The following is a 24,476-nucleotide window of genomic DNA, read 5'->3' on the forward strand; positions in this document are numbered from 1 at the left end:
ACGCTACCCCCAGATATAAGACAAATCAGACATTCAACAGGGGCCGACACGCACCGCGCCCAACTCTGGGGAACACACGAACAGGGGATCGGTTGTTCGCCGGTACGCGTGATCGTCTCGGTATTCGTTGCTCAACTCCCTTGTGGCGAAGGATGCTTGAGGGGCGCAAGCGGCGGGCTGCAGACCGGCGGTGCGCAGTCCCACACGGCATCTGTCCGATGCCCATCGCACAAGGAGAAAGCACCACCATGAACCTCATCACCGACCTGCTCGCCGGCGTCCTCCACTTCATCGGCTGGCTCGTCTGACGATCGTCACGCCCGGCGCCGCCGCTCCCCGTCCCACGGGAGCGGCGGCGTCGCCGTGTGCGCCCCCCACCGTCATCCGCGGACGGGAGCCGGCTCGGCGTCCCTGCGGACCAGCGCCGCGTACCGGCCGTCCTGGTCGAGCAGTTCCTCGTGGGTGCCGCGTTCGGCTATCAGGCCGCCGTCCAGGACGACGATCTGGTCCGCGTCGCGCACGGTGGACAGGCGGTGGGCGATGGTGATGGTGGTGCGGCCCCGGGAGAGCGCGTCGATGGCCTGCTGGACCGCGTGTTCGGTGCGGGTGTCGAGGGCGCTGGTTGCCTCGTCGAGGATGAGGACGGGCGGGTCGCGCAGGATCGTACGGGCGATGGCCAGGCGCTGCTTCTCACCGCCGGAGAACCGGTAGCCGCGCTCGCCGACGAGGGTGTCGTAGCCGTTGGGCAGCGAGGCGATGTGGTCGTGGATCTGGGCGGCGCGGGCGGCCTCTTCGAGCTCCTCGTCGGTGGCTCCCGGCTTGGCGAAGCGGAGGTTCTCGGCGACCGAGGCGTGGAAGAGATAGGTCTCCTGGGAGACCACGCCGATCGAGCGGGCCAGGCTGTCGAAGTCCAGCGCGCGCACATCGACCCCGTCCAGGGTGACGCGGCCACCGGTCACGTCGTACAGCCGCGGCACCAGATAGCTGAGCGTGGACTTGCCGGAGCCGGTGGGGCCGACGACGGCGAGGCTGCTGCCCGCGGGCACGGACAGGTCGATACCGCGGAGGGTGGGCCGCTCCTGCTGGTCGTCGTACCGGAAGTCGACGCCCTCGAAGCGGATCTCGCCGCGCGCCCTGTCCAGGCGTACCGGCTCGTCGGGCTCGGTGATGTCGACCGGCAGGTCCAGGTATTCGAAGATCCGCTGGAAGAGGGCGAGCGAGGTCTGCATCTGGACGCCCGTGGACAGCAGGCTCACGGCGGGCCGGAACAGGCCCTGCTGGAGCGAGACGAAGGCGACGAGGGTGCCGAGGGAGGTCGAGGGGCCGCCTGCCTCCAGGGCTATGCCGGCCGCCCAGTAGATGACGGCGGGCATGGCGGCCATGACGATGCCGATGGTGGACATGCGCCAGCGCCCGGCCATGTTGGAGCGCACTTCCAGGTCGACGAGGCGCTCGGACTCGGCGGCGAAGTTCTTGGTCAGCGAGTCGGCCCGGCCCATGGTGCGGCCGAGCAGGATGCCGCTGACCGAGAGCGACTCGGTGACCTCGGCGGCCATGGCGGCCATCTGCTTCTGGCGCTGTGTGGTGATCTTCTTGCGTTCGCGGCCGACCCTGCGGCTGATCCACACGAAGACCGGCAGCAGGAGCAGGGAGACCGCGGTCAGGCGCCAGTCCAGCGCGAGCATCGCGACCACGGAGGCGACGACGGCGGTCAGGTTGGAGACCAGCGAGGTGGCGGTGGAGGTGACGGTCGCCTGCATGCCGCCGATGTCATTGGCGATGCGGGACTGGACCTCGCCGGTGCGGGTGCGGGTGAAGAAGGCGAGCGGCATCCGCTGGAGCTGGGCGTAGACCGCGGTGCGCAGGTCGTGCATGACGCGCTGGCCGACGGTGGTGCTGATGAGCGTCTGCAGCACGCCGAACACGCTGGTCACGACCGCCGTCGCGATCATGCCGAGGGCGAGCAGGCTCAGCAGGCCCGTGCGCTGCCGCGGGATGGCGACGTCGAGGATCTCGCGCAGCAGGAACGGCGAGGCGACCGAGACGAGCGAGGACGCGGCGACCAGCAGGCCGACGACGGCGAGCCTGCCGCGGTAGGGGCGGAACAGGCCGAGGATGCGGCGGGTCTGGGCGGGCTCCCGCGGCCCGGTGCCGCGGGGCGGGGATGTCCAGGTGGAGTGTTCGGGGCGCATGGGCTCCTTCGAGAGGGTGTGAGGGCCTCCGCCCTGGGGCGGAACGGCGAGACTTCGGGAGCATAGCTCATTGTTACCTATACTCACAATGAACGGGGTCCTGTTATTGTTCCCCTATGCAGCCACACATCTCCCGGGCCCCCGACGCCGACGGCCTGCTGGCCGAGCAGCTGCTCCGGCTGACCCGCCGCCTGCACCGCATCCAGAAGCAGCACCTGGAGCCGGTCGGCATCACGCCCGCGCAGTCCCGGCTGCTGCGCACCGTCGCCCACTGGAACGAGCCGCCGCGCATGGCCGATCTCGCCGCCCGCCTCGAAGTGGTCCCGCGCGCCGTGACCACGCTGGTCGACGCGCTGGAGGAGAGCGGTGACGTGCGCAGGGTGCCGGATCCGACCAACCGCCGGGTGATCCGGATCGAGCTGACCGACGCGGGCCGCGCCACGCTGCGCGCGCTGCGCGGCGCGCGCCGGGGCGCCGCGGAGGAGATCCTGGCTCCATTGACCGCCGACCAGCGCGAGGTGCTCGGCGGACTGCTGACGGCTCTGGTGGACGGATCGCCGGAGCGCCGCTGCTGACGGACCCGAGGAGGCCGTGGTCATGCCGCTGCTGGAGCCCGATCCGCGAGCCCTGCGCCCGGAAGGGCACCGCGCGCCGTCGCCCGACCGGGTCCCCGACCGCCTGGCCGAGGGCACCCCGGAGCCGCTGCGCTCGGAGCTGATCGCGCTGCTCGGCGCGGACAAGGTGCTCTGGAAGGTCTCCGACCTCGTGCGGTACGCCTCGGACGCGAGCCCCTACCGCTTCGTCCCGCAGGCCGTCGTCGTCGCCGAGGACATCGACGACGTCTCCGCCGTCCTGTCGTACGCCCACGGCAAGGGCCGCGAAGTCGTCTTCCGGGCGGCGGGCACCAGCCTGAACGGGCAGGCGCAGGGCGAGGACATCCTGGTCGACGTGCGCCGGCACTGGGTGGGGGTCGAGGTGCTCGACGACGGGCTGCGGGCACGGATCCTTCCCGGGACCACCGTCGTGCGGGCCAACGCCGCGCTCGCCCGGCACGGCCGGGTGCTGGGGCCCGACCCGGCGAGCGCGATCGCCTGCACGGTGGGCGGGGTCGTCGCCAACAACGCGTCGGGCATGACGGCGGGCACCACCCGCAACTCCTACCGGACGCTGTCCTCGCTCACCTTCGTCCTGCCGAGCGGCACGGTCGTCGACACCGCCGACCCGGCGGCCGACGAGGACCTCGCGCACGCCGAACCCCGGCTCTGCGCGGGCCTGTTGGCGCTGAAGGCGGAGATCGAGGCGGACCCGGAGCTGACCGCCCGGATCCGCGCCAAGTACGAGATCAAGAACACCAACGGCTACCGGCTGGACGCGTTCCTCGACGGCGCCACGCCGGTCGAGATCCTGCGGGGCCTCATGGTCGGCTCCGAGGGCACCTTCGGCTTCATCTCCGAGGTCGTCTTCGACACGCTGCCGCTGGACCGGCTGGTCTCCACCGCGCTGCTCTTCTTCCCCTCGCTGCCCGCGGCCGCCGCGGCCGTCCCGCTGTTCAACGAGGCGGGCGCCATCGCCGTGGAGCTGATGGACGGCAACACGCTGCGGGCCTCCGTCAGCGTCAAGGGCGTGCCCGCCGACTGGGCCGGGCTGCCCAAGGACACCACCGCGCTCCTGGTGGAGTTCCGGTCACCCGACGAGGCCGCACGGGAGGCGTACGAGCGGGCCGCCGCCGCGGTGCTCGCCGGGCTCGAACTCGTCGCTCCCGTCACCTCGGTGACCAACGCGTTCACCCGGGACGCGGCGACGATCGGCGGGTACTGGAAGGCCCGCAAAGCGTTCGTGACCGCGGTCGGCGGCTCCCGCCCCTCCGGTACGACGCTGATCACCGAGGACTTCGCGGTCCCGCCGGCCTGCCTCTCCGAGGCGTGTGCCGCGCTGCTCGAACTCCAGGCCCGGCACGGTTTCGACGCGGCCGTCGCGGGCCACGCCGCCCACGGCAACCTGCACTTCCTGCTCGCCTTCGACGCCCGCGAGCCTGCCGACGTGGAGCGGTACGCCGCGTTCATGGCGGAGTTCTGCCGCCTCACCGTGGAGCGCTTCGACGGATCGCTCAAGGCCGAGCACGCTACCGGCCGCAACATCGCGCCCTTCCTGGAGCTGGAGTGGGGACCCAGGGCGACCGAGCTGATGTGGCGCACCAAGCAGGTCATCGATCCGGACGGGGTGTTGGCGCCGCGCATCGTGCTCGACCGCGATCCGAAGGCGCACCTGCGGGGGCTCAAGACCATCCCGACGGTGGAACCGATCGCCGACCCCTGCATCGAGTGCGGCTTCTGCGAGCCGACCTGCCCCAGCGGCGACCTGACCACCACCCCGCGCCAGCGGATCGTGCTGCGCCGCGAGATGACGCGCCAGCCGGCCGGCTCCCCCGTCGAGTCCGGCCTGCTCGACGCGTACGGCTACGACGCGGTCGACACCTGCGCCGGGGACTCCACCTGCGCCCTCGACTGCCCGGTCGGCATCGACACGGGCGCGCTGATGAAGGAGTTCCGCCATCGGCGGCACAGCGCGCGCGAGGAGCGGGTCGCGGAGCTCGCCGCCCGGCACTTCAAGGCGGCCGAGGCCTCCGCGCGGCTCGCCGTCGCGGCCGCCGACCGGATCAACGACCGGCTCCTGGCGCGGGCCACCGGGTTCGCCCGCCGGGCCGTACGCCCCGACCTCGTCCCGGACTGGCTGCCCCAGATCCCCGGCGCCGCCTCCGCCGCGCTGCCCCGCACGCGGCGCGTCGGCGCCTCGGCCGTCTACTACCCGGCCTGCGTCAACCGCATCTTCGGTGAACCCGAGGGCTTCCGGGGCCCCTCCCTCCCCCAGGCCATGGTGGCCGTCTCGGAGCGCGCCGGTCATCCGGTGTGGATCCCGGACGACGTGGCGGGGACGTGCTGCGCCACGATCTGGCACTCCAAGGGGTACGCCCGGGGCAACGCCGTAATGGCCAACCGCATCGTGGAGGCCGCCTGGGGCTGGACCGCCGGGGGCCGCATCCCGCTGGTCGTCGACGCCTCGTCGTGCACGCTCGGCATCGCGCGCGAGGTGGTGCCCCACCTCACCGAGGACAACCGGGAGTTGCACCGGGAGCTGACCGTCGTGGACTCGGTGGTGTGGGCCGCGTCCCTCCTGCCCGACCTCACGATCCTGCGCACGGCACGCTCGGCCGTCCTCCACCCCACCTGCTCCACACGGCACTTGGGCGACGAGGCGGAGCTGCGGGCCGTCGCCTCGGCCTGCGCCGAGGAGGTCGTCGTCCCCGACGCCGTCCGGTGCTGCGCGTTCGCGGGCGACCGGGGGATGCTGCATCCCGAGCTGACGGCCTCGGCCACGTCCCGGGAGGCGGCGGAGGTGCGTTCCCGCCCGTACGAGGCGCATCTGTCGGCGAACCGGATGTGCGAGGTGGGGTTGGAACGGGGTACGGGGCGGCGGTACTACTCCGTGATCCTGGAGCTCGAGCGGGCGACCCGGCCCGGGCCGGAGTATCTGCGGCGGAGCTAGGCGCTCCGCGGAGTTCGGGTTCGGGTTCGGCGGGGCGGGGTTCGTCGCGCCCACGCGGCGGAGCCGCACGCATTCACTTCCCCGCGCCCCTGAGGGCTCCCCGACGGCCCCACGGCTCGCGGTGGGGGCGCTCCAGACGTACGACACGCGCCGCCGCGCCCCGGCAAAGCGCGGCCGAAAGTTCGCGGGCCGGTATCAAGAGTTTCGGCGGGGCTCTTGCGCGCCATGTGTCTCACCCTTCAAGGTCCTTACCGAGGTTCGGTCAAGGTCGCGCAAACGTCAGCCCATGGAATTCCAGCCGATCACCTGGAGGTTCGATGAACGACGAGGTACCGGAGCAGCACGACGTCAGTCGGCGGTCCGTCCTGTGGACGGCCGGAGCCGCGAGCGCGGGCCTGGGCCTCGGGGCGTTCGGGGCCCCGCCCGCCGCCGCGGAGGAGGCGGCGCCCGCTCAGGAACACCGGCGGCAGGGCAGAACCATGATCGGGGTGCCCTTCCAGCGGCGCTCGACGGTGCGGGTCGCGCTGATCGGCCTCGGCAATCGGGGCGGGGCGATGATCGACCTGTATCTGGCGCTGCCCGGGGTCGAGGTGGTCGCCCTGTGCGATCCGGTGAAGGCGAAGGCCGAGCGGGCCGCCGCCAAGGTCACGGCGGCCGGACAGCCCGCGCCGGCCGTCTACGTACACGGTGACCACGACTACGAGCAGCTCCTCCAGCGCGGCGACGTCGACTTCGCCCATGTCGCCACCCCCTGGGACTCGCACTTCGAGATCGCCAGGTCAGCTCTTCTGAACGGGGTCCACGTCGGCGTGGAGTGCCCGATCGCGCTCCAGCTCGACCAGTTGTGGGAGCTGGTGAACCTCTCCGAGCGGACCCGCAGGCACTGCATGCAGCTGGAGAACTGCTGCTACGGCCGCAACGAGATGCGGGTGCTGCGCATGGCGCACGCGGGCAAGTTCGGGGACCTGCTGCACGGCGCGGGCGCCTATCAGCACGATCTGCGCGGGTTGATGTTCGACCCCGCCTACTACGAGGGCCCGTGGCGCAGGCTCTGGCACACCCGGCTGCGCGGCGATCTGTACCCCAACCACGGGTTCGGGCCGGTCGCCAACTACATGGACCTCAACCGCGGCGACCGGGCGGTGAGCATCGTCAGCGTCGGCTCGCCCTCACTCGGCCTGGCCCAGTACCGGGCCGCCAACATGCCTGCCAACGACCCGAGTTGGAAGGAGACGTACATCGAGAGCGACCGCACGATCAGCCTCGTGCAGACCGCGAAGGGCCGGGTGATCCGGCTGGAGCACGACGTGTCGACGCCCCATCCGTACAGCCGGATCAACAGCCTCGGCGGCACCAAGGGGCTCTTCGAGGACTACCCCGAGCGGATCTACCTCGAGCCGGACCACAAGAACGACGAGTGGGGCGACTTCTCGAAGTACGCCGAGTGGGACCACTGGCTCTGGAAGGAGCACGCCAACCCGCCGGGCGGCCACGGCGGGATGGACTACCTGCTGGTGTTCCGGCTGATGCAGTGCATGCGCCTCGGCCTGGTGCCCGACTTCGACGTGTACGACGCCGCGACATGGACCTCGCCCGTCCCGCTGAGCAATCTCTCGATCAAGCAGCGGGGCATGCCGCAGCAGATTCCCGACTTCACCCGGGGCGAGTGGAAGAGGCCACGCGCCGGGATGGACTCCGAGAAGCCCGCCGAGGCGTGAGGACCCGGTGCCGTCGGCGTAACACGAGCACAGGAAGGCATCCGGTTCTCCGGGTACCCCCGGCCGGGGCCGGCCGGGGGCGGCGGTGTCTCAGCAGTGCCGGACGTCCTCGGTGAGGGTGCCCTGGACGGTCTTCAGGCTGCGGTCGTAGCAGCCGTCCGAGCCGTACAGACGGTAGCGCTCGGCGGAGGTGCCGACCGCGTGGCGCTGGTCGCGGGGCACGTTCATGGTCCAGGAGGCGTCACCCTGATAGGTGTCGTCGAGGTGCGAGAACGCGGTGGGGCGCGCGCCGCGCAGGGTGAGGGCGTCGGCGCGGTCGCCCAGGGTGATGACGGTGCGCAGCCGGTTGTCCGTGCCGATGGTGGTGGTGCCGTCCATCGTGTACGTGCGGTTGTCGCGGGCGGTCACCGCCGGGCCCCGGCCGCCCGTCGTCACGCTCTCGTCGTCGTGCCAACTCCCCTTCAGCGCATCGGTGTTCTCGCCCTCGGTCCAGCGGTGCACCGATGCGGCGGACAGCGAGCGGGCCACCGTCGTGGTGACGCGGCCGTGCGAGGTGTTGAGGTATCCCCCGGTGGTGAGCCGGTGGCTGCTGCTGGCGTCCAGCCGCAGCTCCGCCGAACCCGGCTTGTACGTGGTCGAGTCGACCGGCGCCGTCTCGTCGTGGCGGGTCAGTGCGCCGGTGACGACCTTGCTCCCCTTGTCCTGCCAGATGAGCAGGTTCGTGGGGGTGGACCAGCCCGCCTGCCCGGCCGGGACGCCGGCGACCGCCACCTCGACCTGGTGGGGGCGGCCGTCGTTGAGCAGTGCCGCGTACGGCGTGAGGTCGTACTCGACGGGCTTGACGTCGAAGGCGCGGGGGGCGGGGACGACGTACCAGAGGAAGGGGTTGGACCAGCCGCCCGTCCACACGGTCGGGAACGGGGCCGCGATGCCCGCGAGTTGGCCGTCGACCCTGATCTGCACCTCGCGGTTGGGCCCGGCCGGCGCCTTGCAGGAGTACGCGGCGGGATCGGGGACCGCGAGGTACCAGAACTCCTCGCAGCCGCCGCCCGAACCGGTCGCGTACACCTCGGCGACGACGCGCTCGGCGTTGCGCGGCGTGGTCACCCGGGGGGTGTCCAGCGGAAGCACCCGGTCGGGGGTCGCGGCGGGCGCGGTGCGGCCCTCGGCGGCGTAGAAGGTGAGCGTCACCTTGACGTCGATGACTCCCGTGTAGGTGTCGTCGACGGTGTTGCCGATGAGCATCTCGACGGGCTGCGCGGAGCGGAAGGTGTCGCTGTAGCGCGTGACGTCCTTCTCGACGTTCCAGGCGATGCCCTCCACCGAGGGCTCGGGCGTCGACGTGCGCAGCACCTCGACGCCGCCCACATGGAGATAGCCGAGCCGGTCGTACTGGCGCCCCTTGACCTTGCCGTCGAGGCGGAGCACCACCTTGCTCCAGCGGTCGCCGCAGCCCCTGGGCGGCGCGTAGTTCCCCTTGAAGGGCGTGTAGTCGCGGAACTGCGTCTCGGCCAGGGTGACTTGGCAGGACCTGGTGTGCGGGGTGGTCACCGGCGGCGCCGCGGTCAGCGGGTCGTGCCAGTCGGTGCCGAACTCGGGGGGCGGGGTGTCGGCCGCGGCTGCCGGGCCCGCGCCGAGCACCAGGCCCGCGGCCAGGGTGAGGCCGCCGAGCATGGACATGATCCTTCGTCGTCTCATGGGTCAGGAGTGAAGCGCGGGCGCGGCCGTGGCGCCAGACCCGGGACACCGACCATGGCGGGTTCTGGGCCCCTACGCGGGAAAATCGGTTGAAAACCGCGCACGGAAAGGGTGAACCTTGCACGGCTTCAGCCACTCGATGCAAGGAACCCCGGACGCCATGCAGATTCGCGATCTTCCCTTTACGGATCCAGGCGAACCGGACGTCCGCTCGGGTCCCCGCTTCCTGTACTGGCTGGGCCGCAACCAGCTCGGCGGCCAGCTCAAGTCCCTGGCCTGGGGGCTGCTGCACCAGTGCGGCATCGCCGGACTGCCGTGGACCGTCGGCCTCGCCGTGCAGGCGGCCGTCGACCGCTCGGGCCACCGGCTCGCGCTGGCCGCCGCCCTCAATGTGCTGCTGGGCGTGGCCATCGCGGTGGGCGACACGATGCTCCACCGCACCGCGGTCACCAACTGGATCACCGCGGCCGCCCGGGTGCAGCAGCTGCTCGCCCGCAAGACGGCCGAGCTGGGCTCGGTGCTCACGCGCCGGGTCGCGGCAGGCGAGGTGGTGGCGGTCTCGACCGGCGACGTCGAGAAGATCGGTTGGTTCGTCGAGGCGCTCTCGCGCTTCGCGGCGGCGGCCGCGGCCCTGGTGACCATCTGTGTCGGGCTGCTGATCTACCAGCCCACGCTCGGCATCGTCGTGGCACTCGGCGTGCCCGTACTGGCCCTGGCCGTCCTGCCGTTGCTGCCGCGGGCCACCCGGCGCGCGGACATCCAGCGCGAGAAGGCGGGCAGGGCGACGGAGTTGGCGTCCGACACGGTCGCGGGCCTGCGGGTGCTGCGGGGCATCGGCGGCGAGGAGCTCTTCCTCGGCCGCTACCGCGAGGCCTCCCAGGAGGTCCGCCGGGCCGCCGTGCGCAGCGCCCGGATGTGGTCGCTGATCTCGGCGGTCCAGGTGCTCCTGCCCGGCCTGCTGCTCATCACGGTCGTCCTGTACGGCGCGCACCTCGCGCTGGCGGGGAGGATCGCGGTGGGCGAACTGGTCACCGTGTACAGCGCGGTGACGCTGATGCTGTACCCGCTCCAGCACTTCGAGGAGATCGCGATGGCGTACTCGTTCTCGCGGCCCTCCGCGAAGCGGGCGGCGCGCGTGCTCGCGCTCCAGCGGGTCACCGATCCGGCCGGGACGGACACGGGGGTGCCGTCCGGGCCGGAGCGGCGGGCCCTGCCCTCCGGCGATCTGTACGACCCGAAGACGGGGCTGCTCGCACCCGAGGGCCGCTTCACGGCCGTGGTGTGCGGGGACCCGGACGCGGCCGGGCGGCTCGCGGACCGGCTCGGCGGGCACGCCGCCGACGGCGACGGGCTGCCCTCGGTACTGCTCGGCGGCGTCGCGCTCGACGGCCTCGCCCTGGACGACGCCCGCACCGTCGTCCTGGTCCAGGACAAGGACCCGGTGCTGCTCTCGGGCACGCTGCGCGAGCTGCTCGACGTGCCGTCGTCGGGACGGGTCGACGCGGCGGACGCGCTGGCGGCGGCGCAGTGCGGTGACGTACTGGAGGCGCTCGCGCAGGCGTCGGTGGACGGCGGGCAGGACCCGATGGCCACCCGCATCACCGAGCGCGGCCGCTCGCTCTCGGGCGGGCAGCGCCAACGCCTGGCCCTGGCACGGTCGTTGGTGACCGACCCCGAGGTGCTCGTACTCGACGAGCCGACCTCGGCCGTCGACTCGCACACCGAGGCGCGGGTCGCGGACGGCATCAAGCGGCTGCGGGCGGGCCGGACGACGGTCGTGTTCACGTCGTCGCCGCTGCTGCTCGACCTGGCCGAGCGGATCGTGTTCGTGCACGACGGCGAGGTCGCGTCCGTGGGGGTGCACCGCGAGCTGGTGCACACCGACGCCCGCTACCGCGCGGTGGTCACGCGCGAGACGGACGAGGAGGAGTCGAAGACGATGCAGAGAGTGGAGGAGTCGGCATGATCGGCGTGGCAGTACCGGAGTACGACCCGGCGGCCCCGCAGTCGGCCACCACCCTGCCGGTGGGGACCCCGGCGACGGTACGGGCGTACGTGAGGGAGCTCTTGGGGCGCCATCGCAGGGCGTTCTCGATCCTGATCGGGGTCAACGCCGTCGCCGTGATCGCGTCGATGGTCGGCCCCTACCTCCTCGGCGGCCTCGTCGAGGACCTCTCGACGGGCGTGCGGGACCTCCATCTCGGACGCACCGCGGCCCTGTTCGCGGTCGCGCTCGTCGTCCAGACGGTCTTCGTCCGGACGGTCCGGCTGCGCGGCGGCATGCTCGGCGAGGAGATGCTGGCCGATCTGCGCGAGGACTTCCTGGTGCGCTCGGTCGGGCTGCCGCCGGGCGTGCTCGAACGGGCCGGCACGGGCGATCTGTTGTCCCGGATCACCACGGACATCGACCGCCTGGCGAACGCGATGCGCGAGGCCGTGCCGCAGCTGGCGATCGGCGTGGTGTGGGCGGCGCTGCTGCTCGGCGCGCTCGGGGTCACCGCACCGCCGCTGGCGCTCGCGGTACTGATCGCGCTGCCGGTCCTGGTCGTGGGCTGCCGCTGGTACTTCCGGCGGGCGCCCTCGGCGTACCGCTCGGAGGCCGCCGGGTACGCGGCGGTCGCCTCCGCGCTGACCGAGACGGTCGACGCGGGCCGCACCGTCGAGGCGCACCGCCTCGGCGCGCGCCGGATCGCGCTCTCCGACCAGCGGGTCAAGGAGTGGACGGCCTGGGAGCGGTACACGCTGTTCCTGCGTTCGGTGCTCTTCCCCGTGGTCAGCGTCACCCACATGACGATCATGGTGTCGGTGCTGACGATCGGCGGGGTGTTCGTCCTCCAGGACTGGATCACGGTCGGGCAGCTCACCACGGGCGCGCTGCTCGCGCAGATGCTGGTCGAGCCGGTCGGACTCATCCTGCGCTGGTACGACGAGCTCCAGGTGGCCCAGGTCTCGCTCGGACGGCTGGTCGGCGTGCGCGACATCGAGCCGGAGCCGGGCGACGCGGACGTGCGTCCCGACGGGCGGCACGTCGACGCGGACGAGGTGCGCTTCGGCTACCGCGAGGGCGTGGACGTCCTGCACGAGGTGTCCCTGTCGGTGGCCCCGGGCACCCGGGTCGCCCTCGTAGGCCCGTCCGGTGCGGGCAAGTCGACGCTGGGGCGGCTGCTCGCCGGGATCTACGCGCCGCGCGAGGGCCGCGTCACGCTGGGCGAGGCCGAGCTGTCGCGGATGCCCGCGGAGCGGGTGCGCGAGCACGTCGCGCTGGTCAACCAGGAACACCACGTGTTCGTGGGCTCGCTGCGGGACAACCTGCTGCTCGCCCGCACCGGCGCGGACGACGCCGAACTGTGGGCGGCGCTCGGCGCGGTCGACGCGGACGGCTGGGCCCGGGCGCTCGACGACGGCCTCGGTACGGAGGTGGGCTCGGGCGGGCTTTCCCTCACCCCGGCGCAGGCGCAGCAGATCGCGCTGGCCCGTCTGGTCCTGGCGGACCCGCACACGCTGGTCCTGGACGAGGCCACCTCGCTCCTCGACCCGCGCGCGGCCCGCCACCTGGAGCGCTCGCTGGCGCGCGTCCTGGACGGCCGCACGGTCGTGGCGATCGCGCACCGCCTGCACACCGCGCACGACGCGGACGTCATCGCGGTGGTGGAGCGGGGACGGATCGCGGAGCTGGGCAGCCACGAGGAGCTGGTCGCGGCCGATGGCGCGTACGCCGCGCTGTGGCGCTCCTGGCACGGCTAGCCTGCGGCGCGCGGCGGGCTCGGCACTCCGGTGCCGGGCGGGGTCGGTTGTCCGGGGCGCCCCCGGGCCCCTGTCCGCCGCCCCTGCGGGCCATGCGCGGTCGGGCGCTTGCCCGGGGCCGCCCCCGGGCTCCTGTCCGCCGCCCCTGCGGGCCGTGCGGGGCTGGTCGCGCAGTTCCCCGCGCCCCTACCAGGGCGCCCCTGGCTCCGAGCGCCCCGAGCGGCGCGAGGAATGCGCGAGCGACCACCCCCGATCCGCGGCGAACAGCGCACGGTCCCCACCAGGGGCGCGGGGAACTGCGCCAGCGACCACCCACGATCCGTGGCCAACCACGAACGCCCACCACCCCCACCAGGGGCGCGGGGAACTGCGCGAGTGGCCGCCCGCGGTCCGCTGTCGGCGACGGCGCACGCCGCCCCTTCCCCCGGCGGGTTTCGGGAAGGGGTGGGGCGGGGGAACCCCGGCCCGAGGCGGCCCGGGCCGCCAGCCGTCAGATGAAGTTCAGCGCGCCCGCCGCGCCCACGCCGCCCAGGACCATGAACGCCGGCATCAGGACCTTCAGCTCGACCCAGCTGCCGGCCCGGAAGCGCATGCCCTTCGGCGGGCCGAGCGGGTGCCAGCGCTTGCGGCCGAGCGGGATCGGCCACAGGATCGGGCAGCCCGAGACGGTCAGGGCGTCGCCGATGTCGTGCACGAGGGCGCCGAGGATGATCGGCAGGCCGAGCCACAGGTACTCCTGGCCGGGACCGCTGAAGAGCCAGTCCGAGCCGTTGCCCGGCTGGTCGAGGATGCCCGCCAGGATCCACGCGCTGGTCGCGCCGAGCGCCCACACCAGGACGTCGCTGGAAACCCGGGCGGCCCGCCACAGCAGGCCTTCCACCGCGAGGACCAGGTGCACGAAGAGGATCGCGAGCACCGCCCAGCGCCCGCCGAACAGGGCCGCCGCGGAGGCGCCCGCGCCTATGAGGACGGCCCACAGCCAGGTGTGGGTCAGGGTGCGGTGGCCGCCGTTGCGGCGCGGGTCGCCGGGACCCCGGGTCGCCTTGTACACGGCGTGCGACAGCTCGTCCACGAGTCCGCACAGGCCCCGGGACACCGGCCCGAAGGCGCGCGATATGGTCGCCGACTTGTGGTCGAGGTCGGGCGCGAGGGCCGCGCCCGCCGTGATCAGGGCGCCCACGACGAGCACCGGCCACGGCATCGGGTGGTCGGCCGCGGCCGCCGCCGCACCCACCCCGAGCCAGGCCGCGGCCCCCGACAGTGAGTGCGCAGGTCCCATCATGACGGTGCCCCGCCCCATTCCTCTTGTTCCGTCGCTCAGTTGACGGCCCGTCCGCAGGCGGGCCGAGCTGGCAGCCTACCCGCGATGATCTTCGTGCCGACGGCCGGTTCCCGCTTCCGGCCCCGCGCCAGGCAAGATGGGGGCGTGACCCTTATCGATCAGCTGCCGCCGAGTGCCGACCCCGATGCCCTTTTCGAGGCCTTCTCCACCTGGGCCGAGGACCAGGGCATCAACCTGTACCCGGCCCAGGAGGAGGCGCTGATCGAGGTCGTGTCGGGGGCGAACGTCATCCTGTCCACCCCGACCGGCTCGGGCAAGAGCCTGGTGGCGGCGGGTGCGCACTTCGCGGCGCTCGCCCGGGACGAGGTCACCTTCTACACCGCGCCGATCAAGGCGCTGGTCTCGGAGAAGTTCTTCGACCTGTGCAAGCTGTTCGGCACCGAGAACGTCGGCATGCTGACCGGCGACGCCTCCGTCAACGCGGACGCGCCCGTCATCTGCTGCACCGCCGAGGTGCTCGCCTCCATCGCGCTGCGCGACGGCAAGCACGCCGACATCGGCCAGGTCGTGATGGACGAGTTCCACTTCTACGCCGAGGCCGACCGCGGCTGGGCGTGGCAGATCCCGATCCTGGAACTCCCCCAGGCCCAGTTCATCCTCATGTCGGCCACCCTCGGCGACGTCTCGATGTTCGAGAAGGACCTGACGCGCCGCACCGGCCGCGAGACCGCCGTGGTCCGCTCGGCCACCCGGCCCGTGCCGCTCTCGTACGAGTACGTCACCACGCCCATCACCGAGACGCTGACCGAGCTGCTCGAAACCCGGCAGTCGCCGGTCTACATCGTGCACTTCACGCAGGCGCAGGCCGTCGAGCGCGCGCAGTCGCTCATGTCGATCAACATGTGTACGCGCGAGGAGAAGGACAAGATCGCCGACCTGATCGGCAACTTCCGCTTCACCACCAAGTTCGGCCAGAACCTGTCCCGCTACGTCCGCCACGGCATCGGCGTGCACCACGCGGGGATGCTGCCCAAGTACCGCCGCCTGGTCGAGAAGCTGGCGCAGGCGGGCCTGCTGAAGGTCATCTGCGGCACCGACACCCTGGGCGTCGGCGTCAACGTGCCCATCCGCACGGTGCTGTTCACCGCCCTGACGAAGTACGACGGCAACCGCGTGCGCACCCTGCGCGCCCGCGAGTTCCACCAGATCGCGGGCCGGGCGGGGCGGGCCGGGTTCGACACCGCCGGGTTCGTGGTGGCGCAGGCGCCCGAGCACGTCATCGAGAACGAGAAGGCGCTCGCGAAGGCGGGCGACGACCCGAAGAAGCGCCGCAAGGTGGTCCGCAAGAAGGCTCCCGAGGGCTTCGTGGCCTGGTCGGACACCACCTTCGAGAAGCTGATCGGCTCCGAGCCCGAGCCGCTGACCTCGCGCTTCAGGGTCACCAACATCATGCTGCTCTCGGTGATCGCCCGGCCGGGCAACGCCTTCGAGGCGATGCGGCACCTCCTGGAGGACAACCACGAGCCGCGCAAGGCGCAGCTGCGCCACATCCGCCGGGCCATCGCGATCTACCGCTCGCTGCTCGACGGCGGCGTGGTGGAGCAGCTGGACACCCCCGACGCCGAGGGCCGCACCATCCGGCTCACCGTCGACCTCCAGCAGGACTTCGCGCTGAACCAGCCGCTGTCGACGTTCGCGCTCGCCGCCTTCGACCTCCTTGACCCCGAGTCGCCGTCCTACGCGCTCGACATGGTCTCGGTCGTCGAGTCCACCCTGGACGACCCGCGCCAGATCCTCGCCGCGATGCAGAACAAGGCGCGCGGCGAGGCCGTCGGGCAGATGAAGGCGGACGGCGTCGAGTACGAGGAGCGCATGGAGCGGCTCCAGGACATCTCGTACCCGAAGCCGCTGGAAGAGCTCCTGTGGCACGCGTACAACGTCTACAAGAAGTCGCACCCGTGGGTCGGCGACCACCCGGTCTCGCCGAAGTCCGTGATCCGCGACATGTACGAACGGGCCCTCACGTTCACGGAGTTCACCTCCTGGTACGAGCTGGCGCGCACCGAGGGCATCGTGCTGCGCTACCTGGCGAGCGCGTACAAGGCGCTCGACCACACCATCCCGGACGACCTCAAGACCGAGGACCTGGAAGACCTGATCGCCTGGCTGGGTGAGATGGTGCGCCAGGTCGACTCCAGCCTGCTGGACGAGTGGGAGCAGCTCGCCAACCCCGAGGTGCAGACCGCCGAGGAGGCCCAGGAGAAGGCCGACGAGGTCAAGCCGGTCACCGCGAACGCCCGCGCGTTCCGGGTGCTGGTCCGCAACGCCATGTTCCGCCGGGTGGAGCTGGCCGCCCTGGACAACGTCGACGCGCTGGGCGAGCTGGACGCGGAGTCCGGCTGGGACGCGGACGCGTGGGGCGAGGCGATGGACAAGTACTGGGACGAGTACGACGACCTCGGCACCGGCCCCGACGCGCGCGGCCCCAAGCTGCTCGCCATCGAGGAGGACGCGGCGCACGGCCTGTGGCGCGTCCGCCAGACGTTCGCCGACCCGAACGGCGACCATGGCTGGGGCATCAGCGCGGAGGTCGATCTGGCGGCCTCCGACGAAGAGGGCCGCGCGGTGGTGCGCGTCACCGACGTCGGCGAGCTCTGACCCCGCCCCCACTCCGAGAGGACCGCGACGACATGACCAACCCGGCGGAGAGACTCGTCGATCTGCTCGACCTGGAGCAGATCGAGGTCAACATCTTCCGCGGCCGCAGCCCCGAGGAGTCCCTCCAGCGGGTCTTCGGCGGCCAGGTCGCGGGCCAGGCACTGGTGGCGGCCGGGCGCACCACGGACGGCGAGCGCCCGGTGCACTCGCTGCACGCCTACTTCCTGCGGCCGGGCCGTCCGGGTCTGCCGATCGTCTACCAGGTGGAGCGGGTCCGCGACGGGCGCTCCTTCACCACCCGGCGGGTGACGGCGGTGCAGCAGGGCCGCACGATCTTCAACCTCACCGCCTCCTTCCACCGCCCGGAGCCCGGCAGCATCGAGCACCAGCTGCCGCCGCGCCTCGACTTCCCCGAGCCGGAGTCGCTGCCCACGGTCAGCGACGAGATCCGCGCACATCTGGGGGCGCTGCCGGAGGCGCTGGAGCGGATGGCACGCCGCCAGCCGTTCGACATCCGGTACGTGGACCGGTTGCGCTGGACGCCCGAGGAGATCAAGGGCGCGGACCCGCGCAGCGCGGTGTGGATGCGGGCGGTCGGCCCGCTGGGCGACGATCCGCTGGTGCACACCTGCGCGCTGACGTACGCGAGCGACATGACGCTCCTGGACGCGGTGCGCATCCCGGTCGAGCCGCTGTGGGGGCCGCGCGGCTTCGACATGGCCTCGCTCGACCACGCCATGTGGTTCCACCGCCCGTTCCGCGCCGACGAATGGTTCCTGTACGACCAGGAGTCCCCGGTCTCGACGGGCGGCCGGGGCCTCGCCCGCGGCCGGATCTACAACCGCGACGGCGAGCTGCTGGTGTCGGTGGTCCAGGAGGGGCTCTTCCGCCCGCTGGCCGCCACCGGCGACTGATCAACTCACCTTTTTCCAGAAGGAGTTACCGATGAGCCTGTACGACATCCCGCTGCGCACCCTGACCGGCGAGCCGACCTCGCTCGCCGACTACGAGGGCCGGGCCGTGCTCGTGGTGAACGTGGCGTCCAAGTGCGGCCTGACCCCGCAGTACGCCGGTCTGGAGCGGCTCCAGAAGGAGTACGGCGACCGCGGCCTGACCGTGCTCGGCGTGCCGTGCAACCAGTTCGGCGGTCAGGAGCCCGGCACCGCCGAGGAGATCGGCACGTTCTGCTCGGCGACGTACAGCGTGACCTTCCCACTCCTGGAGAAGACCGACGTGAACGGCGAGGGCCGTCACCCGCTGTACGCGGAGCTGACGAAGACCGCGGACGCCGACGGCGAGGCCGGTGACATCCAGTGGAACTTCGAGAAGTTCCTGCTGTCCCCGCGGGGCGAGGTGGCCGCACGCATCCGCCCGCGCACCGAGCCGGAGGCCCCCGAGGTCGTGGCGCTCATCGAGGCGAACCTGCCCGCCTGACCGGCTCCGCCGCCCGAGGCGCTCCCCCTCCTGGCGAGGGCGGGGCGCCTTACGCGCGTCCGGGGTCAGCCCCGCTCGCGCCGGCCCAGCGCCTTCGCACGGCTGTGGGCGTACCCGCCGACCAGGGCGCCGGTCGCCGCCAGCGCCAGGTGGGCCATGAGCTGCGCCGGGAAGCCACCCGGGACCCAGCCGAGGAATCCGGTGTCGTCGTGGTGCACCGAGATCCGGAGGGCGCCCTGGACGAAGACGACCATCAGCGCCGCCCCCACGATCTGCAACACGTCGTACTTCATGCGCCGTCACCCGCTCCGTTTCACTCGGCCAGTGATACGAACGTACCAGCGCGAACGCGCCGGATTGTGGGGCTGAGGCGCCTTACGTCACACTAATTCGCCGCCTATAGTCGGTCGGGTGCGTGACGAAAAGGAAGGCCGCTGCGGGCTGTGCGGGACCGCCATCGGCGCGGGAGGACGCGGCCGCCCCGCCGTCTACTGTTCGCGGAGCTGCCAGGCCAGGGCGTACCGCGCCCGAAAGCGGCCACCGCTGCCGGAGCCCGAACCGCGCGAGCCCGAGGAGCGGGAGGGGCGGCGCCGGGAGATCGCCGGGGCGGTGTGGCGCATCGCGGCCGGGCGGGGGCTGCACGAGGCGAGCATGCGGGAGATCGCGGCGGAGGCGGGCGTCTCGCTCCGCTCGGTCCAGTACCACTTCGGCAGCAAGCACCAACTCCTGGTGGGCGCCCTGCAGTTGCTGCACGCGGACAACGAGCGGCGGGCCCGCGGGCGGATCGACTACGACCCGGGCGACCCGCGCGCACTGCTCGACGCGATCCTCCAGGAGTTCCTGCCGCTCGACGAGGAGCGCCGCCTCGCGCTGCGGGTCCTGGCGGCGTACTACGCGCGCAGCCTCACCGATCCCGCCCTGGCGGCGGTGTTCCTGAGCGCCGAGCACCCACTGGAGGACCTGGTCGCGGGCATCATCCGCCAGGCGCAGGACGCGGGCGCCTGCCGGCCCGGCCTCGACGCGGGGCACGAGGCCGATCTCCTGGTGTCGGGGGCCGTGGGGCTCGGCGGCGACATGCTGCACGGACGGCGCGGCGCGGCCGAGGTGAGGGCCACCCTGGGCTACCACCTCGACCGGATCTTCCTGCCGCGCGCCGAGCGCTAGCGGATCGGCACCCCCGACAGGGTGCGGGCGATGACCAGGCGCTGGATCTCGCTCGTGCCCTCGAAGATGGTGTAGATGGCAGCGTCCCGGTGCATGCGCTCCACCGGGTACTCACGGGTGTAGCCGTTGCCGCCGAGAATCTGGATCGCCTGGGCGGTGACCTTCTTCGCGGTCTCGCTCGCGTACAGCTTGGACATCGAGCCCTCGGCCGACTCGAACTTCTTGCCCGTGGTCGCCATCCAGGACGCGCGCCACACCAGCAGGCGCGCCGCGTCGATCTGGGTGCGCATGTCGGCGAGCTGGAAGGCGACGCCCTGGTTGTCGATGATCGGGCGGCCGAACTGCTCGCGGGTCTTGGCGTATTCGAGGGCGTAGTCGTACGCGGCCCGCGCGGTGCCGACCGCCATGGCGCCGACGGCCGGGCGGGAGGCCTCGAAGGTGGCCATGGCCGCGTTCTTCAGGCGCTCGCCGCCCGCCTTCGCCTTCTCGCGGGCCCGGGCCAGACGCTCGTCGAGCTTCTCCTTGCCGCCGAGCAGGCAGTGCCCGGGGACGCGTACGTCCTCCAGCACGACCTCGGCGGTGTGCGAGGCGCGGATGCCGTGCTTCTTGAACTTCTGTCCCTGTGTCAGGCCCGGGGTGCCCGGCGGCACGATGAAGGAGGCGTGGCCCTTGGAGCCGAGTTCCGCGTCCACGACCGCGACGACGACGTGCACGTTGGCGATGCCGCCGTTGGTCGCCCAGGTCTTGGTGCCGTTCAGGACCCACTCGTCCTTGGCCTCGTCGTACACCGCCCGGGTGCGCATGGAGGCGACGTCGGAACCCGCGTCCGGCTCGGAGGAGCAGAAGGCGGCGACCTTGACGTCGGTCACGTCGCCGTACATCTGGGGGATCCAGGTCCCGATCTGCTCCTCGGTGCCGTTGGCCAGGACGCCGACGGCGGCGAGGCCGGTGCCGACGATCGAGAGCGCGATGCCCGCGTCGCCCCAGAACAGCTCCTCCATCGCCACCGGGATGCCGAGACCGGTCGGGTCGAAGAACTGCTGCGCATAGAAGTCGAGGGAGTAGATTCCGACCTTGGCGGCCTCCTGGATCACCGGCCAGGGGGTCTCCTCGCGCTCGTCCCACTCGGCGGCCGCGGGGCGGATCACATCCTTGGCGAAGCCGTGCAGCCAGTCCTGGACCTGCTTCTGGTCGTCGCTGAGATCCATCGTGAACTCGGCCATGTCCCCTCCACCACTCCATGCGTTACTTGCGGTAACCGCAGTCTGTTACCGACGGGTAGCCAATGTCAACCGACCACCGGCCGACCAGCACCCCGGACGAGTGGAGTGTTACGTTGCGCAAGGCTTCCGAGCGAGGGAACCCACGGAAGAACGCGGTACGGGCGGGGAGAAGAACCCATGGAGACCACAGAGCAGGCCGAGCAGCAGCGCACGGCGGCGGAGCGCCGGCGGCGCGAACTGCTGGAGGCGGCGGACCGGGTGGTGCTCCGGGACGGCCCCAAGGCTTCGATGAACGCGATCGCGGCGGAGGCGGGCATCACCAAGCCCATCCTCTACCGGCACTTCGGCGACAAGGGCGGCCTCTACCGCGCCCTCGCCAAGCGCCACACCGACGCCCTGCTCTCCGCGCTGCGGGCCGCGCTCGACGCGCCCGCCGAGCGCCGCGAGCGGGTCGAGGCGACCCTGGAGACCTATCTGGCGGCGATCGAGGCGCGCCCCCAGGTGTACCGGTTCCTGATGCACCCCGCCGAGGACACCCCGGCGCCCGAGTCCGAGCAGGGCTTCGACGTGGGCCGGCACTCCGCGCCACTGCTGCGGCGGATGGGCGAGGACCTGGGGGTGGTCATCGCCGAGCGGATCGACCTCGGTCCCGGCAGCGAGGTGCTCGCCCGGGTCTGGGGGCACGGGATCGTCGGCATGATGCACGCGGCGGGCGACTGGTGGCTGGGCGAACGCCCTTGCTCCCGTGCGGAGTTGGTGCAGGCGCTGGCCGACCTGCTGTGGGGCCGGCTCGCCGCGGCGGGCGACCGGGTGGGCGGCCCGGGCTTCTGAATTGCCACCCCGCCCCTCGCAGCGTGCGTGAACGGGCACTCCCAGCCTGTCATGGGGGTGCCCCTTGGCCCTCAAGGCCTTGGGGGAGTTTGAGGACGAGCGCCCTTCAGGCGCGAACGGGGGCTGGGGGCAGAGCCCCCCGTGCCTCAGCTCCAGGGGGCCTTGCGGATCGCACGCTGCAAGCGGGCCCGGTGGCGGCCCGTGACGCGGTCGGCGTACACCACCCCGTCCAGGTGGTCGCACTCGTGCTGGAGGCAGCGGGCGAAGAACCCGGTGCCCTCGATCCGCACCGGGCCGCCGGACAGGTCCACGCCCTCCACCACCGCGCGGTCGAAGCGCGTGGTCGGCGCCTCGAGGCCGGGCAGCGAGAGGCAGCCCTCGGGGCCGCGCACCTCGACCCCGTCCGCCTCCACCAGGCGCGGGTTGACGACGTACCCCAGGTGCCGCACGTCCTCGTCGTCGGGGCAGTCGTACACGAACACCCGCCGCGCGACGCCGATCTGGTTGGCCGCCAGGCCGACGCCGTCGGCCGCGTACATCGTCGCGAACATGTCCTCGACGAGGCGGTGCAGCGCGGGACCGAAGTCGGTGACGGGCTCGCAGGGGGCGTGGAGCAGCCGGTCACCGAGGAGACTCATCTCTCGTACGGAGCCGGAACTGCCGGGAATGGGGCGGTGGCGCATGGGCGCAAGGGTACGTTCCGGCGGCCGGAGGGCATTCCGGATGGTGGCGCGGTTCGGGGCGCTGACCGGATCTCGATAGGCTGACACCCGACCCAGGCGCAAGGAGGATCAAGGACGATGTCAGGACACGTTGGAGGTGCCGGGCCCCTGTCACCGCGAGCCAAGCTGGCGGTGACCGCGGGCAAGGCCGCCGCGGCGGTGTCGCGCGCGGCGGGGCGGGGCAGTGGATCGGTGATCGGCGGGCGCGTCGCGCTCAAGCTCGACCCCGATCTGCTCGGGCGGCTCGCCACTCATCTGGACGTCGTCCTGGTGTCGGCGACGAACGGCAAGACGACCACGACCCGGCTGATCGCCGAGGCACTGCGGGCCAGCGGCCCGGTGGTGTCCAACGCGCTCGGCGCCAACATGCCCGCGGGCATCACCTCGGCGCTGGCGGGCGGTTCGGACGCCAAGTACGGCGTGATCGAGGTCGACGAGAAGTATCTGGCGGGAGTCGCGCGCGATGTGACGCCGAAGGCGATCGCGCTCCTCAACCTCTCCCGCGACCAGCTCGACCGGGCCGCCGAGACGCGCATGCTCGCCGAGAAGTGGCGCGAGGGCCTGTCGGGTTCGAAGGCCGTGGTGATCGCCAACGCGGACGACCCGCTGGTCGTGTGGGCCGCGTCCTCCTCCCCCAATGTGGTGTGGGTGGCGGCCGGTCAGGAGTGGAAGGACGACGCCTGGTCGTGCCCCGCCTGCGGCGGTGTGATGCAGCGGCCCGGCGACGACTGGTTCTGCGGCGAGTGCGGTTTCCGCCGCCCGGCGCCCAGTTGGGTCCTCAACGGCGACTACGTCCTGGACCCGCACGGGTCGGCCTGGCCGATCCACCTCCAGCTGCCCGGCCGCGCCAACAAGGCGAACGCCGCCACCTCGGCCGCCGTCGCCGCGGTGTTCGGGGTGCCGCCGCAGGTCGCCCTGGAGCGCATGTACCAGGTGCAGGCGGTCGCGGGCCGCTACGACGTCGTGAACTTCCAGGGCCGCGAGCTGCGGCTGCTGCTCGCGAAGAACCCGGCGGGCTGGCTCGAAACGTTTTCCCTCATCGACCCGCCGCCCACGCCGGTCGTCCTGTCCGTCAACGCGCGCGGCGCGGACGGCACGGACACCTCCTGGCTGTGGGACGTCGACTACACCCGGCTCGCCGGCCACCCGATCTTCGTGATCGGCGACCGCAAGCTGGACCTGGCCGTGCGCCTGGAGGTCGCGAACCTGGACTTCCGGGTCTGCGACAGCCTGGAGGAGTGCACGCAGCTGGCGCCGCCCGGACGGATCGAGCTGATCGCCAACTACACCGCGTTCCAGGACGTCCGGCGCGTCGTCGGCAACTGACCCAGTAAGGAGCAAGCAAGCGACATGGCAGACAACAGCCTGCGCCTCGTGTGGGTCTACCCCGACCTGCTGAGCACCTACGGCGACCAGGGCAACGCCCTGGTCGTGGAGCGCCGGGCCCGCCAGCGCGGCCTGGACGTGCACCGGCTCGACGTCCGCAGCGACCAGCCGATCCCGACCTCCGGTGACATCTACCTCATCGGCGGCGGCGAGGACCGGCCGCAGCGGCTGGCGGCCGAGCGGCTGCGCCGCGACACCGGGCTGAGCCGCGCCGCCTCCAATGGCGCGATCATCTTCTCGGTCTGCGCCGGGTACCAGATCCTGGGCCACGAGTTCATCAACGACCTCGGCGAGCGCGAGCCGGGCCTCGGCCTGCTCGACGTGGTCTCGACGCGCGGCGAGGGCGAGCGCTGCGTCGGCGACGTGCTCGGCGACATCGACGAGCGGCTCGGCCTGCCCCAGCTGACGGGCTTCGAGAACCACCAGGGCGTCACCCATCTCGGGCCCACCGCCCGCCCGTTCGCGCGGGTGCGCCTGGGCAAGGGCAACGGCACGGGCGACGGCACCGAGGGCGCGTACAACGACACGGTGTTCGGTACGTACATGCACGGCCCGGTCCTCGCGCGCAATCCGCAGATCGCGGACATGCTCCTGAAGCTGGCCCTCGACGTGAACGCGCTGCCGCCGACCGACGACCGCTGGTACGAGGCGCTGCGCGCGGAGCGCATCGCGTCGGCGACGCAGCCCGCCTAGTCGCGAAAGCGACACCGGGCAACACCGGCGGACACCCCGGACCACCCGGTCCGGCTGCTGGACGGTTCGTACGTTCGTACCACGTCCATCAGTCGGACCTCCGATTCGGCCCCCGTCGCCCTGCGCCGGTAGGGTGACGGGGATCCAACCGGACGACGTGGTCCGGTCGTCGGCCCACGTTGCAAAGG

At 72.1% G+C, this 24,476-nt stretch carries 18 protein-coding genes; 12 read left to right on the forward strand and 6 right to left on the reverse strand.

Annotated elements, in window-relative coordinates; all coding sequences use genetic code 11:
- Nucleotides 1–380 precede the first annotated feature (380 nt).
- On the reverse strand, nt 381–2,192 hold the full coding sequence (locus tag DT019_RS03680) for an ABC transporter ATP-binding protein (RefSeq protein WP_114035105.1): 1,812 nt from the start codon (nt 2,190–2,192) through the stop codon (nt 381–383).
- A 116-nt stretch (nt 2,193–2,308) separates the two neighbouring features.
- On the opposite strand from DT019_RS03680, the gene DT019_RS03685 reads away from it, so the two are divergent.
- From DT019_RS03685 to DT019_RS03695, 3 genes are all read left to right on the forward strand, one after another.
- A complete protein-coding gene (locus tag DT019_RS03685; protein ID WP_114035106.1) occupies nt 2,309–2,767 on the forward strand; it encodes a MarR family winged helix-turn-helix transcriptional regulator in 459 nt (152 codons plus the stop codon).
- A gap of 22 nt (nt 2,768–2,789) precedes the next feature.
- The gene (locus tag DT019_RS03690) at nt 2,790–5,735 is read left to right on the forward strand and encodes an FAD-binding and (Fe-S)-binding domain-containing protein (RefSeq protein WP_114035107.1); all 2,946 of its coding nucleotides are present in this window, start codon (nt 2,790–2,792) and stop codon (nt 5,733–5,735) included.
- A gap of 317 nt (nt 5,736–6,052) precedes the next feature.
- A complete protein-coding gene (locus tag DT019_RS03695; RefSeq protein WP_114035108.1) occupies nt 6,053–7,453 on the forward strand; it encodes a Gfo/Idh/MocA family protein in 1,401 nt (466 codons plus the stop codon).
- Nucleotides 7,454–7,543: 90 nt separating this feature from the next.
- Here the strand turns inward: DT019_RS03695 and DT019_RS03700 are convergent, their stop codons facing one another.
- A complete protein-coding gene (locus DT019_RS03700) occupies nt 7,544–9,151 on the reverse strand; it encodes a peptide-N4-asparagine amidase (protein WP_223279282.1) in 1,608 nt (535 codons plus the stop codon).
- A 160-nt stretch (nt 9,152–9,311) separates the two neighbouring features.
- On the opposite strand from DT019_RS03700, the gene DT019_RS03705 reads away from it, so the two are divergent.
- Nucleotides 9,312–11,117, forward strand: coding sequence for an ABC transporter transmembrane domain-containing protein (locus DT019_RS03705; RefSeq protein WP_114035110.1), 1,806 nt, complete (start codon nt 9,312–9,314; stop codon nt 11,115–11,117).
- Nucleotides 11,114–12,895: an ABC transporter ATP-binding protein gene (locus DT019_RS03710; protein ID WP_114035111.1), complete on the forward strand. Its 1,782-nt coding sequence runs from the start codon at nt 11,114–11,116 to the stop codon at nt 12,893–12,895. The genes DT019_RS03705 and DT019_RS03710 overlap by 4 nt, the downstream gene beginning before the upstream one ends.
- Before the next feature lie 490 nt (nt 12,896–13,385).
- On the opposite strand, the gene DT019_RS03715 is transcribed toward DT019_RS03710, so the two are convergent.
- A complete protein-coding gene (locus DT019_RS03715) occupies nt 13,386–14,177 on the reverse strand; it encodes a metal-dependent hydrolase (RefSeq protein WP_114035300.1) in 792 nt (263 codons plus the stop codon).
- Nucleotides 14,178–14,261: 84 nt separating this feature from the next.
- On the opposite strand from DT019_RS03715, the gene DT019_RS03720 reads away from it, so the two are divergent.
- Genes DT019_RS03720 through DT019_RS03730 form a run of 3 tightly spaced genes read left to right on the forward strand, consistent with a single transcriptional unit; the run spans nt 14,262 to nt 18,269 of the window.
- Complete coding sequence (locus tag DT019_RS03720; protein ID WP_114035112.1) at nt 14,262–16,835, forward strand: DEAD/DEAH box helicase; 2,574 nt, start codon at nt 14,262–14,264, stop codon at nt 16,833–16,835.
- 32 nt (nt 16,836–16,867) lie between these two features.
- Nucleotides 16,868–17,749, forward strand: a complete 882-nt coding sequence (locus DT019_RS03725) for an acyl-CoA thioesterase (RefSeq protein WP_114035113.1) — start codon at nt 16,868–16,870, stop codon at nt 17,747–17,749.
- 31 nt (nt 17,750–17,780) lie between these two features.
- Nucleotides 17,781–18,269 (forward strand): glutathione peroxidase, encoded by a 489-nt coding sequence (locus DT019_RS03730; protein WP_114035114.1) that lies wholly within the window; start codon nt 17,781–17,783, stop codon nt 18,267–18,269.
- A 65-nt stretch (nt 18,270–18,334) separates the two neighbouring features.
- Here DT019_RS03730 and DT019_RS03735 read toward each other — a convergent pair whose 3' ends face one another.
- Entirely contained in the window at nt 18,335–18,562 is a 228-nt protein-coding gene (locus DT019_RS03735; RefSeq protein WP_114035115.1) for a hypothetical protein, read from the reverse strand.
- Between the two features lie 118 nt (nt 18,563–18,680).
- Here DT019_RS03735 and DT019_RS03740 point away from each other — a divergent pair, with 118 nt between their 5' ends.
- A complete protein-coding gene (locus DT019_RS03740) occupies nt 18,681–19,433 on the forward strand; it encodes a TetR/AcrR family transcriptional regulator (protein ID WP_223279283.1) in 753 nt (250 codons plus the stop codon).
- On the opposite strand, the gene DT019_RS03745 is transcribed toward DT019_RS03740, so the two are convergent.
- The gene (locus DT019_RS03745; protein WP_114035116.1) at nt 19,430–20,656 is read right to left on the reverse strand and encodes an acyl-CoA dehydrogenase family protein; all 1,227 of its coding nucleotides are present in this window, start codon (nt 20,654–20,656) and stop codon (nt 19,430–19,432) included. The genes DT019_RS03740 and DT019_RS03745 overlap by 4 nt on opposite strands.
- A 177-nt stretch (nt 20,657–20,833) precedes the next feature.
- On the opposite strand from DT019_RS03745, the gene DT019_RS03750 reads away from it, so the two are divergent.
- Entirely contained in the window at nt 20,834–21,487 is a 654-nt protein-coding gene (locus DT019_RS03750; RefSeq protein ID WP_114035117.1) for a TetR family transcriptional regulator, read from the forward strand.
- A gap of 146 nt (nt 21,488–21,633) precedes the next feature.
- Here the strand turns inward: DT019_RS03750 and def are convergent, their stop codons facing one another.
- On the reverse strand, nt 21,634–22,170 hold the full coding sequence (gene def, locus DT019_RS03755) for a peptide deformylase (RefSeq protein ID WP_114035118.1): 537 nt from the start codon (nt 22,168–22,170) through the stop codon (nt 21,634–21,636).
- Nucleotides 22,171–22,287: 117 nt separating this feature from the next.
- On the opposite strand from def, the gene DT019_RS03760 reads away from it, so the two are divergent.
- A complete protein-coding gene (locus DT019_RS03760) occupies nt 22,288–23,535 on the forward strand; it encodes a Mur ligase family protein (protein ID WP_114035119.1) in 1,248 nt (415 codons plus the stop codon).
- A 24-nt stretch (nt 23,536–23,559) separates the two neighbouring features.
- Nucleotides 23,560–24,288 carry a type 1 glutamine amidotransferase gene (locus DT019_RS03765; RefSeq protein ID WP_114035120.1) on the forward strand — a complete coding sequence of 243 codons (729 nt, stop codon included), beginning with the start codon at nt 23,560–23,562 and terminating at the stop codon, nt 24,286–24,288.
- Nucleotides 24,289–24,476: the final 188 nt, after the last annotated feature.

It is taken from the genome of Streptomyces sp. SDr-06 (assembly GCF_003324565.1).
In the GTDB taxonomy this organism is placed as follows: domain Bacteria; phylum Actinomycetota; class Actinomycetes; order Streptomycetales; family Streptomycetaceae; genus Streptomyces.

Excerpts from the sequence above, each read along its gene's own strand:
- DT019_RS03680 (WP_114035105.1), bottom strand. The coding sequence starts at position 2,192 with ATGCGCCCCGAACACTCCACCTGGACATCCCCGCCCCGCGGCACCGGG.
- DT019_RS03685 (WP_114035106.1), top strand. The coding sequence starts at position 2,309 with ATGCAGCCACACATCTCCCGGGCCCCCGACGCCGACGGCCTGCTGGCC.
- DT019_RS03690 (WP_114035107.1), top strand. The coding sequence starts at position 2,790 with ATGCCGCTGCTGGAGCCCGATCCGCGAGCCCTGCGCCCGGAAGGGCAC.
- DT019_RS03695 (WP_114035108.1), top strand. The coding sequence starts at position 6,053 with ATGAACGACGAGGTACCGGAGCAGCACGACGTCAGTCGGCGGTCCGTC.
- DT019_RS03700 (WP_223279282.1), bottom strand. The coding sequence starts at position 9,151 with ATGAGACGACGAAGGATCATGTCCATGCTCGGCGGCCTCACCCTGGCC.
- DT019_RS03705 (WP_114035110.1), top strand. The coding sequence starts at position 9,312 with ATGCAGATTCGCGATCTTCCCTTTACGGATCCAGGCGAACCGGACGTC.
- DT019_RS03710 (WP_114035111.1), top strand. The coding sequence starts at position 11,114 with ATGATCGGCGTGGCAGTACCGGAGTACGACCCGGCGGCCCCGCAGTCG.
- DT019_RS03715 (WP_114035300.1), bottom strand. The coding sequence starts at position 14,177 with ATGATGGGACCTGCGCACTCACTGTCGGGGGCCGCGGCCTGGCTCGGG.
- DT019_RS03720 (WP_114035112.1), top strand. The coding sequence starts at position 14,262 with ATGATCTTCGTGCCGACGGCCGGTTCCCGCTTCCGGCCCCGCGCCAGG.
- DT019_RS03725 (WP_114035113.1), top strand. The coding sequence starts at position 16,868 with ATGACCAACCCGGCGGAGAGACTCGTCGATCTGCTCGACCTGGAGCAG.
- DT019_RS03730 (WP_114035114.1), top strand. The coding sequence starts at position 17,781 with ATGAGCCTGTACGACATCCCGCTGCGCACCCTGACCGGCGAGCCGACC.
- DT019_RS03735 (WP_114035115.1), bottom strand. The coding sequence starts at position 18,562 with ATGAAGTACGACGTGTTGCAGATCGTGGGGGCGGCGCTGATGGTCGTC.
- DT019_RS03745 (WP_114035116.1), bottom strand. The coding sequence starts at position 20,656 with ATGGCCGAGTTCACGATGGATCTCAGCGACGACCAGAAGCAGGTCCAG.
- DT019_RS03750 (WP_114035117.1), top strand. The coding sequence starts at position 20,834 with ATGGAGACCACAGAGCAGGCCGAGCAGCAGCGCACGGCGGCGGAGCGC.
- def (WP_114035118.1), bottom strand. The coding sequence starts at position 22,170 with ATGCGCCACCGCCCCATTCCCGGCAGTTCCGGCTCCGTACGAGAGATG.
- DT019_RS03760 (WP_114035119.1), top strand. The coding sequence starts at position 22,288 with ATGTCAGGACACGTTGGAGGTGCCGGGCCCCTGTCACCGCGAGCCAAG.
- DT019_RS03765 (WP_114035120.1), top strand. The coding sequence starts at position 23,560 with ATGGCAGACAACAGCCTGCGCCTCGTGTGGGTCTACCCCGACCTGCTG.